Below are 9,362 nucleotides of genomic sequence, written 5' to 3'. Positions count from 1 at the left end.
CTGCGGGTGTCCGGGGGCCGCCGCACCGGCCGGTCCCCGGCCTCACGTCCCGCCCGTCGCGCCGGCGCCCACGGATGCGCCGGACCGGCCCGCCCTCGGACGACGGGCTTCCCGCACCGCGGACTTCCCACCGGGCGGACCGCTCACAGGTACGCCGCGTACGCGTCCAGCGCCCGCAGCACCTCGGCCTCTCCCGCCGGGGGCAGTTGCAGGACGACCTCCGTGATGCCGAGGTCGGCGTAGTGCGCCAGTTTGCCGGGGTTCGGCACGACCGCGTACGGGACCACCTGGAGCTGCTCCGGGTCCCGGCCGGCCGTCTCCCAGACGGTGCGCAGCCGCGGCACGGACTCCGCGAGGCCGCGGCCTCCGATGGGGAGCCAGCCGTCGGCGTCCCGGGCGATCCCGTCGAACAGCTTGGGACCGGCCGCCCCGCCGATCAGGGTGCGCGGTCCGCTGACCGGACCGCGCGGCTTGCGTACCGGCTTCGGGTACGCGTGGCTGGCCCGGACGGAGGCGAACTCACCGTCGTGGGCCGTCGGCCCGTCGGCCCACAGGGCCCGCATGAGGGCCAGCCGGTCGTGGACCAGCGCACGCCGGGTCGGCCAGTGCACGCCGTGGTCCGCGGCTTCCTCGACGTTCCAGCCCAGACCGACGCCGAGGGTGAACCGGCCGCCCGAGAGGTGGTCGAGCGTGGCCGCCTGCTTCGCCAGGTCGATCGGGTCGTGCTGCGCGACCAGCGTGATCCCGGTACCGAGGCCGAGTCGCTCGGTGACCGCCGCGGCCTGCCCCAGGGCGACGAACGGGTCCAGGGTGCGGCCGTACTCCTCCGGCAGTTCGCCGCCCGCCGGGTAGGGGGTCTCCCGGCTCACCGGGATGTGGGTGTGCTCGGGCAGGTAGAGCCCGGCGAACCCCCGCTGTTCCAGCTCGCGGGCGAGCCGTACCGGTGTGATCGTCCTGTCGGTGAGGAAGATCGTTGTGGCGATCCGCATGGGGGGCACCTCCGTCGTCGTCCGTGGCGTCCCCAACGTAAGCCGTGCGGTGGGTGGTCCGGGAGCCCGTCGCGGCGATTCAGTCCCGCACGACCAGTGCGGGAGTCTCCTTCGTCAGCACCTCGCCGCGGAAGAACGCCGGGCTCCGGCGCTGCATCGCGAGCATCAGCACCACGCCGAGCAGGAGCAGCCCGACGCCGATGACGAAGACCGATCCGACGCCGAACACGGAGGAGCCGGAGCCGTAGGCCGGGTCCCACATGTCGATGAGGGTCTTGCCGAAGACGGCGGTGAGCAGGATGCCGCCGACGACGGGGAAGAGGCCCTTGAAGACGAGGTCGCGCGCGGAACGGGTGAGGTCGGCACGGAAGTACCAGGCGCAGGCGAAGGCCGTCAGTGCGTAGTAGAAGCAGATCATCAGACCGAGGGCGTAGATGGTGTCGACCAGCACGTGCTCGCTGACCAGCGTCATCACCGTGTAGAAGACGCCGGTCGCCACACCCGCCACGACGGTGGCCTTGCCGGGCGTCCGGAAGCGCGGGTGGACGCGGGCGTAGGAGGCGGGCAGCGCTTCGTAGGCCGACATCGCCAGGACGGTGCGCGCCACCGGGATGAAGGTGGTCTGGAGGCTCGCGGCGGCGGACGCCAGCACCGCCAGGAAGAGCAGGATGCCGAGGCCGGGGCCCATGACCGGGCCGGCGAGGGCGGCGAAGACGTTGTCGGAGGTGTCCGGGTTGGCGAGGCCGAGCCCTTCGCCGCCGGAGCCGACGGCCATCTGCGCGGCGATGCCGGTGGCGAGGTAGGAACCGACCAGGACGACCATCGCGATGAGCGCGGCACGCCCCGGGGTCTTCTCGCTGCCGGTGGTCTCCTCGTTGGCGGTGAGACAGGCGTCCCAGCCCCAGAACATGAAGATCGAGAGGGACAGGCCGGCGGTGAAGGCGGCGAAGGACTGGACGGCGAACGGATTCAGCCATGACCAGGAGAAGTCCACCGACGTGCCGGCGAAGTCACCGGTGCCCGCCTTCCGTATCGCCATCAGCACGAACACGGCGAGGACGGCGAGTTGCAGGCCGACGAGGGTGTACTGGACGCCCTTGGTGGCCGTCATCCCCCGGTAGCTGATGGCGGTCGCCACCGCGATCAGCAGGAGGCAGGTGAGGATGTGCACGGCCTTGTCACCGTCCAGCGCGGCGACCGCGTCACTGCCGGACACCTCGCCGGCCAGCAGCCAGAAGTACGAGGTGGCGACACCCGCCAGGTTCGACAGGACGATGATCGTCGCGATGACGAGGCCCCAGCCGCACATCCAGCCCAGCCGCGGCCCGAAGGCCTTCACCGTCCAGGTGAACGAGGTGCCGCAGTCCGGCATGGCCTTGTTGAGCTCCCGGTAGGCGAAGGCGACCAGCAGCATGGGGAGGAAACCGGCCAGGAACACGGCGGGCATCTGCACGCCGACCTCACCCGCGGTGGAGCCGAGGGTGGAGGTCAGGCAGTACACGGGGGCGACGGTGGAGACACCGATGACGGCACTGCCCATCAGCCCGACGGAGTTCCCGCCGAGCCCCTTGTCACGTACGCCGCCGTCGGCCGGGGCGCTTCCCCTTACCGTGTCTCCGGCCTGTGGCCGTGCGTCCAGCTGAGTCATGAGGAGGACGGTATGCGCTGCGATATCCACATCCGGAGGGTGAGACTCCCCTGTCTCATCCTTCAGTTGACAGGATCCATTCCTCGCGACACCGCACCATCGAAGGCACAAAACGCCTCTCGCCTACGCATTCACAGCTTGCAGGCGCGAAGGGTGGCGTACGGTAATCGCACCCCTGTCCGTTTTAACCCCATTGAAAATTTTCCGGCGTCACCTTTCGGCCACTTCCCACCCCCGCCGGTCATCCGCGGTACAGCTCCTCGATCTCCGCCGCGAAGTCCCGTGCGACGGCGTCCCGTTTCAGTTTCAGGGAGGGGGTGAGGTGCCCGCTCTCCTCCGTGAAGTCCTTCGGCAGGACCGCGAAGGTACGGATGGACTCGGCCCGGGAGACCAGCCGGTTGGCCTCGTCGACCGCCCGCTGCAGCACGGCGCGCAGCTCCTCGTCGCGCACGAGCTCGGACAGCGGGACGCCCTCCTTCTTCCGCATCCTGCGCCAGTGCGCCAGCCCGTCGGGTTCCAGGGTGATGAGGGCGGTGACGTACGGGCGGTTGTCGCCTACCACCAGGCACTGACCGACCAGGGGATGCGCCCGCAGCCAGTCCTCCAGCGGGGCGGGCGTGACGTTCTTCCCCCCGGACGTGATGATGATGTCCTTCTTGCGGCCGGTGATCGTGAGGTAGCCGTCCTCGTCGAGCGCGCCGAGGTCACCGGTCGCGAACCAGTCGTCGTCCAGGCGGGGCACGGCCTCGCTCCGCTCCGCGTCCCAGTAGCCCTGGAACACCTGGCCCCCTCGGAGCAGCACCTCACCGTCGTCGGCGATCCGCACGGCGGTGCCCGGCAGCGGCCAGCCCACCGTGCCCAGCCGGGGCTTCAGGGGCGGGGTGACCGTGGCGGCGGCGGTCGTCTCCGTCAGGCCGTACCCCTCGAAGATCTGGACGCCCGCGCCCGCGTAGAACGCGGCCAGCCGCCGCCCCAGCGGGGAGCCGCCGCAGATCGCGTAGCGGACCCGCCCGCCCAGCGCGGCCCGGATGCGGCGGTAGACCAGCGGGTCGTAGAGGGCCCGGGCGGCGCGGAGTCCCAGGCCGGGGCCGGGGCCCCTGCCGTGTTCGGCGGCCTCGACCGCCTCCCCGTACCGCTGCGCGACGCGGGCGGCACGGTCGAAGGACGAGGCGCGGCCCATCTTCTCGGCGGTGGCGCGGCCGGTGTTGTAGACCTTCTCCAGCACGTACGGGATGGCCAGCAGGAACGACGGCTTGAAGCCGGCCAGATCCGCCAGCAGGTCCTCGGTCCGGATGGACGGCGCGTGCCCGAGCCTGACGCGGGCGCGCATGCAGCCGATCGCGACCATCCGCCCGAACACGTGGGAGAGGGGCAGGAACAGCAGGGTGGAGGCCGGATGGGCTGACACGGATGTGAAGACCGGGTGGAGCAGCTCGATGGCGTTGTCGACCTCGGCGAAGAAGTTGCCGTGGGTCAGCACGCAGCCCTTGGGACGGGCCGTGGTGCCCGAGGTGTAGACGAGGGTGGCGGGGGTGTGCGGTTCGAGGGTGGCGCGTCGGGCGGCGATCACCGCGTCGGGGATGTTCCTCCCGGCCTTCTTCAGCCGGCCGATCAGGCCCGTGTCGAACTGCCAGAGGTGGGTGAGCCCTCCGAGCTGCTGCCGCTCGTGGCTGACCATCCGGCCCTGCTCCCCGCTCTCCACGGCGCAGGCGGCGGCACCGGAGTCCTGGAGTATCCACCGGGTCTGGAAGGCGGAGGAGGTCGGGTAGACGGGCACGGTGACCAGCCCGGCCGCCCAGGAGGCGAAGTCGAGCAGTGTCCACTCGTAGGTCGTACGGGCCATGATCGCGATCCGGTCACCGGCCTGCAGGCCCTCCGCCACGAGGCCCTTGGCGACGGCCAGGACCTCCGCGGCGAAGTCGGCGGCGCTCACGTCCTGCCAGCCGCCGTCGGCCGCCTTCCGGCTGAGCACCGCCTCGGCCGGGGCCTCGCGGGCGTTGTCGAAGGGGATCTCGGCGAGCGATCCGCGCCGCACGGTGGGCGCGAACAGGGGGACGGACACCTCCCGCACGGTGCCGTCCGCCGCCCGGGTCCTGGCCGGCTCGACGAGGATCGGAACGGTGGGCCCGGCGGGCGGGGAGGGTACGGCGGCGGACGCGGGCGTGGACACGGGCGGCTCCTCGGCGAAGGTGGCCGGCGTCGGGCCCGTCCCTGGAGGGCCGGCGCCGGTGGGGCAGCTGGGTGCGCGGGTCGAACACGTGGGTGCGGCGTGGTCCTGGTCGGGCTTCGTCGTACGCGTGCGTGGGGCGGGGCCCGGGGCGGCCGGGGTGGCCCGTGCCGGCGGCGAGGGCGCGGTCAGGGGCGCTCCAGGATCGCCGTGACGCCCTGTCCGCCCGCCGCGCAGACGGAGATCAGGCCACGGCCCGGTGCACCCCGCTCGGCGAGGAGCTCGGCCAGGGTGGCCACGATCCGGGCGCCGGTCGCGGCGAAGGGGTGCCCGGTGGCCAGGGACGAGCCGGCGACGTTCAGCTTCTCCCTGTCGACGGGGGCCAGCCCCTGCTTCTCCCAGGCCGCCAGCGTGGCGAGTACCTGGGAGGCGAAGGCCTCGTGGATCTCGAAGAGGTCGAAGTCCGCCATCGTGAGCCCGGCCCGTTCCAGCATGCGCGGCAGGGCGTACGCGGGAGCCATCAGCAGGCCGTCCTCCCCGTTCACGTGGTCCACGGCCGCCGTCTCGTACAGCGAGAAGTACGCCAGCGGCTCCAGACCGCGTTCCGCCGCCCACTCCTCGCTCGCCAGCAGGACCGTGGCCGCGCCGTCGGTGAGCGGCGTCGAATTGCCCGCGGTCATCGTCGCGTCCGGGTGGTCCGTGCCGAACACGGGTGGGAGCGTGGCGAGTTTCCCGGCCGTGGACCCGGGGCGGAGGTTCTGGTCGCGCTCCAGGCCGAGGTAGGGCACGACGAGGGCGTCCATGAAGCCGCGTTCGTACGCGGCGGCGAGCCGCTGGTGGCTGGTGGCGGCCAGCAGATCCTGCTCCGCACGGCCGATCCCCCACTGCCGGGCGGTGACGGCGGCGTGCTCACCCATCGAAAGACCCGTGCGGGGCTCGGAGTTGCGGGGGATGTCCGGGACGAGGTGGCGGGGGCGTACGGCCGCCAGCGCTCCGAGGCGGCCACCCGCCGACTTCGCCCTGCGTGCCTCCAGCAGGATCCTGCGGAGCTGGTCGTTCACGCCCAGGGGCGCGTCGCTCGTGGTGTCCGCCCCGCCCGCGACCGCGGAGTCGACGGCGCCCAGCGCTATCTTGCCGGCCGCCGCGATGACGGCCTGCAGGCCGGTGCCGCAGGCCTGCTGGATGTCGTACGCCGGCGTGCGCGGGTCCAGTGCGGACCCGAGGACCGTCTCGCGGGCGAGGTTGAAGTCCCGGCTGTGCTTGAGGACGGCTCCCGCGACGAACTCGCCGACCCGCTGCCCGTGCAGGCCGAACCGCTCGACCAGCCCGTCCAGCGCGGCGGTGAGCATCTCCTGGTTGGAGGCCCGCGCGTAGGGGCCGTCGGAGCGGGCGAACGGGATGCGGCTGCCGCCGATGACGGCGACCCGGCGGGGCTGCGGAAGTGCGAGGGGAATCAACTCGACCAACTCATCTCGACCAGCTCCTGACCCTTAAGTAACCTTACTGCGGAGTAAATCTACGACCGAGCAGGGAGTCCGGACAATGGCCGATCGCTATCTCCGCTTCACCGGCACCGCACCCGGCCGCCTTCTGACGCGCAGGCTCGGGCTCCCGCAACCCGCCCGGCTGCGCCGGTGGACGGTGGCCACGCCCACGCTCGACGGACCGTTGCTGCACCTCACGGCCGGGAGAACCGCCCACCCGGGGACGCTCGGCGCGGTACTCGGCGCGACCGGTCTGGAGATCACCGGGCGAGCGGACCGGCCGGCCGCCATCGTGCTCGACGCGACCGGGATCACCACCGTCGCCGGACTCGGCGAGGTGCACGCGGCCCTCCACCCCGTCGTACGGTCCCTGGCCACCGGCGGGCGCGTCGTCGTCCTCGGCACCCCGCCCTCCGCCGACGACCACCACCAGGCGGCGGCCCAGCAGGCCCTCGAGGGCTTCGTGCGCTCCCTCGGCAAGGAGGTGGGCAGGGGGGCCACCGTCCAGCTGGTGCGCCTCGCCCCGGGGGCCGCCGCGTCGGCCGGGTCCACGCTCCGCTTCCTGCTCTCGCCCCGGTCCGCGTACGTCAGCGGCCAGGTCATCGAGCTCAGCGGCACCGCCCCGGATCCGGTCACCGACTGGGCGGCGCCGCTGGCGGGACGCACCGCGCTGGTCACCGGGGCCGCACGGGGCATCGGAGCGGCCGTCGCCTCCGTCCTGGCCAGGGACGGAGCCCAGGTGATCTGCCTGGACGTGCCCCAGGCCCGGGAGGAGCTGACCCGGACCGCCGACCGTCTCGGCGCGACCGCCCTGCCGCTCGACATCACGGCGCCGGACGCGGCCGGCTCGATCGCGGCCGCCGCACCGGACGGTCTCGACGTACTCGTCCACAACGCGGGCATCACCCGGGACCGCAGGCTCGCCAACATGCCGGCCGAGCGCTGGGCGTCGGTCATGGAGGTCAACCTGGACAGCGTCCTGCGCACCACCGACGCCCTCCTGCGGGCGGGCACCCTCCGCCGGGGCGGCCGGGTCGTCGCGACGGCCTCCATAGCCGGGATAGCGGGCAACGACGGCCAGACCAACTACGCGGCCAGCAAGGCGGGCGTCATCGGTCTCGTCCGGTCGCTGGCCCCGCGCGCCGCCGCCGAGCACGGCGTCACCGTCAACGCGGTCGCGCCCGGCTTCATCGAGACGCGGATGACGGCCGCGGTCCCCTTCCTCATCCGCGAGGCGGGCCGCAGGATGAACTCCCTGTCCCAGGGCGGTCTGCCGGTCGACGTCGCCGAGACCACCGCCTGGTTCGCCCAGCCCGCCTCCAGCGCCGTGAACGGCCAGGTCGTGCGGGTCTGCGGCCAGAGCCTGCTGGGTGCGTGACGCCATGAGCGACCTGGCCCTGACCCTCCTGCGCGGGGCGGTCACCTCCCCGTTCAAGCGACCGGCGCGCCCCGGCGCCACACTCCCCCCGGCCCGGGCGGTGCTCCCGCCCGCGCGCGTCTCCCCCGGCCGCCTCGCCTCGTACAACCGGATCTGCGGCTTCGGCGAACCGGCCGGACTGCCGCTCACCTACCCGCACGTCCTCGGCTTCCCGCCGGCCATGCGCGTGATGGCGGGCCGCGCCTTTCCGCTGCCGGTGCTGGGCCTCGTCCACACCTGGATCGAGATCACGGGACACCGGGCGATCGGCCCGGCGGACTCCCCGGAGATCACCGTGTACGCCGGTGCCCTGACGCCCCATCGGCGGGGGACCGAGGTCACCATGGTGACCGAGGCACGGCTGGACGGCGAGCTCGTCTGGGAGTCGCGCAGCGGCTATCTGTCCCGGCACGCGACCCGGGGGGCCGCCGCGCCGTCCGCGTCCGCGGCACAGGCCACCACCCGGGCCGGCGGGACCGGCGAGGAACTTCCGGCCGTCGCCGTGTGGCAGCTGCCCGGCGACCTCGGGCGGCGGTACGGGGCCGCGTCCGGAGACCGCAACCCCATCCACCTCCACCCGCTGACGGCACGGCTGTTCGGCTTCCCCCGGCCCATCGCACACGGCATGTGGACCGTCGCCCGCTGCCTGGCCGAGGCCGAGGCGGCCGCCCCTGGCCGGATCCGCACGGTGCGCGCGGACTTCCGGTCACCCGTGCCGCTCCCCGCCACCGTGACGTACGCCGCCGCCGGCTCCCTCTTCGAGGTGCGCGGCGCCGGCCGGGTACACCTCAGGGGGCGGCTGACCCGGGAGGGCTGACGGCTCCCAGGTCAGCCGCCCTTCGGCTGCCAGCCGTGTCCGTGCATGAGGTTCTCCAGGCCCGCCCAGGAGAAGTTCATCAACGTGGCCGCGGCCTCCTTGGCCGAGACTCCCGGCGTGACGTTCGCCCACCCCGCGAGCGCCTCCGCCGCTCCCACGAGCGCCTGCGCGAGCCCGGCCACATCCCGGTCGGGAAGCGCGGGATCATGGTGCGCCTCCCGGGCCGCCGCCGCGATCAGACCCGTCACGAACGCAACGATCTCCTCCCGCAGCGCCCCGACCTCGCTGACGAACGGCTCCCCCTGCGCACGCGCCTGCTGGTGCAGCACCGCCCAGCCCTCCGGGTTCTCCGCGGTGTGGGTGAAGAACCCGCGCAGTCCGGCCCAGAGCTGCCGGTCGGCCGGCAGTCCCGGTTCCACCGAGGCCCGCACCGCTTCCATCAGCGCCGTCGCCTCACGGCGGATGCAGGCGGTGAAGAGCTCCTCCTTGGAGTTGAGGTAGAGGTAGACCAGCGGCTTGGACACGCCGGCCAGTTCAGCGATCTCGTCCATGGACGCGGCCCGGTACCCGCGTTGCCCGAAGGTCCGCACCGCGGCGTCCATCATCTGCTGTTCCCGCACGGCGCGCGGCATGCGTTTGCTCTTCACTGCACTCACGTCGGACTTCCCTCCCGCCCCCACGGCGCTACTCCTCGGTAAGACTACGGCGCGGCCCGGTCCCCCGTCGTATCCCGACGTCGTGGTCAGGCCGCGGTGGCCGGTTGTCGGCCACCCGCCTCGCCCCCGAAGTGGCCCGGACGCGCGGGAGCGGGCCCCCCCCCCGGGCCGGGGGGGCGCCGGC

At 73.1% G+C, this 9,362-nt stretch carries 7 protein-coding genes; 2 read left to right on the top strand and 5 right to left on the bottom strand.

Going from position 1 to position 9,362, the window contains the following annotated elements:
• Nucleotides 1-143: 143 nt before the first annotated feature.
• From ABZ371_RS04135 to ABZ371_RS04120, 4 genes are all read right to left on the bottom strand, one after another.
• Complete coding sequence (locus ABZ371_RS04135; protein WP_358673112.1) at nucleotides 144-989, bottom strand: LLM class F420-dependent oxidoreductase; 846 nt, start codon at nucleotides 987-989, stop codon at nucleotides 144-146.
• Nucleotides 990-1,068: 79 nt separating this feature from the next.
• The gene (locus tag ABZ371_RS04130; RefSeq protein ID WP_358673109.1) at nucleotides 1,069-2,637 is read right to left on the bottom strand and encodes an APC family permease; all 1,569 of its coding nucleotides are present in this window, start codon (nucleotides 2,635-2,637) and stop codon (nucleotides 1,069-1,071) included.
• Between the two features lie 241 nt (nucleotides 2,638-2,878).
• Nucleotides 2,879-4,807 carry an AMP-binding protein gene (locus tag ABZ371_RS04125; protein ID WP_358673106.1) on the bottom strand — a complete coding sequence of 643 codons (1,929 nt, stop codon included), beginning with the start codon at nucleotides 4,805-4,807 and terminating at the stop codon, nucleotides 2,879-2,881.
• Nucleotides 4,808-4,992: 185 nt separating this feature from the next.
• Complete coding sequence (locus tag ABZ371_RS04120) at nucleotides 4,993-6,270, bottom strand: acetyl-CoA C-acetyltransferase (RefSeq protein ID WP_358673103.1); 1,278 nt, start codon at nucleotides 6,268-6,270, stop codon at nucleotides 4,993-4,995.
• A 76-nt stretch (nucleotides 6,271-6,346) separates the two neighbouring features.
• Here ABZ371_RS04120 and ABZ371_RS04115 point away from each other — a divergent pair, with 76 nt between their 5' ends.
• Together ABZ371_RS04115 and ABZ371_RS04110 are read left to right on the top strand one after the other, a co-directional pair.
• Nucleotides 6,347-7,666, top strand: coding sequence for a 3-oxoacyl-ACP reductase (locus ABZ371_RS04115; RefSeq protein WP_358673100.1), 1,320 nt, complete (start codon nucleotides 6,347-6,349; stop codon nucleotides 7,664-7,666).
• A gap of 4 nt (nucleotides 7,667-7,670) precedes the next feature.
• Complete coding sequence (locus ABZ371_RS04110) at nucleotides 7,671-8,522, top strand: MaoC/PaaZ C-terminal domain-containing protein (protein ID WP_358673097.1); 852 nt, start codon at nucleotides 7,671-7,673, stop codon at nucleotides 8,520-8,522.
• A gap of 11 nt (nucleotides 8,523-8,533) precedes the next feature.
• Here ABZ371_RS04110 and ABZ371_RS04105 read toward each other — a convergent pair whose 3' ends face one another.
• Complete coding sequence (locus ABZ371_RS04105) at nucleotides 8,534-9,154, bottom strand: TetR/AcrR family transcriptional regulator (RefSeq protein WP_358673115.1); 621 nt, start codon at nucleotides 9,152-9,154, stop codon at nucleotides 8,534-8,536.
• Between the last annotated feature and the right edge of the window lie 208 nt (nucleotides 9,155-9,362).

The sequence above is a fragment of the Streptomyces sp. NPDC005899 genome, assembly GCF_040629645.1.
In the GTDB taxonomy this organism is placed as follows: domain Bacteria; phylum Actinomycetota; class Actinomycetes; order Streptomycetales; family Streptomycetaceae; genus Streptomyces.
Note: the sequence above shows the minus strand (reverse complement) of the source record. Positions and strands in the feature narration are given on the sequence as shown.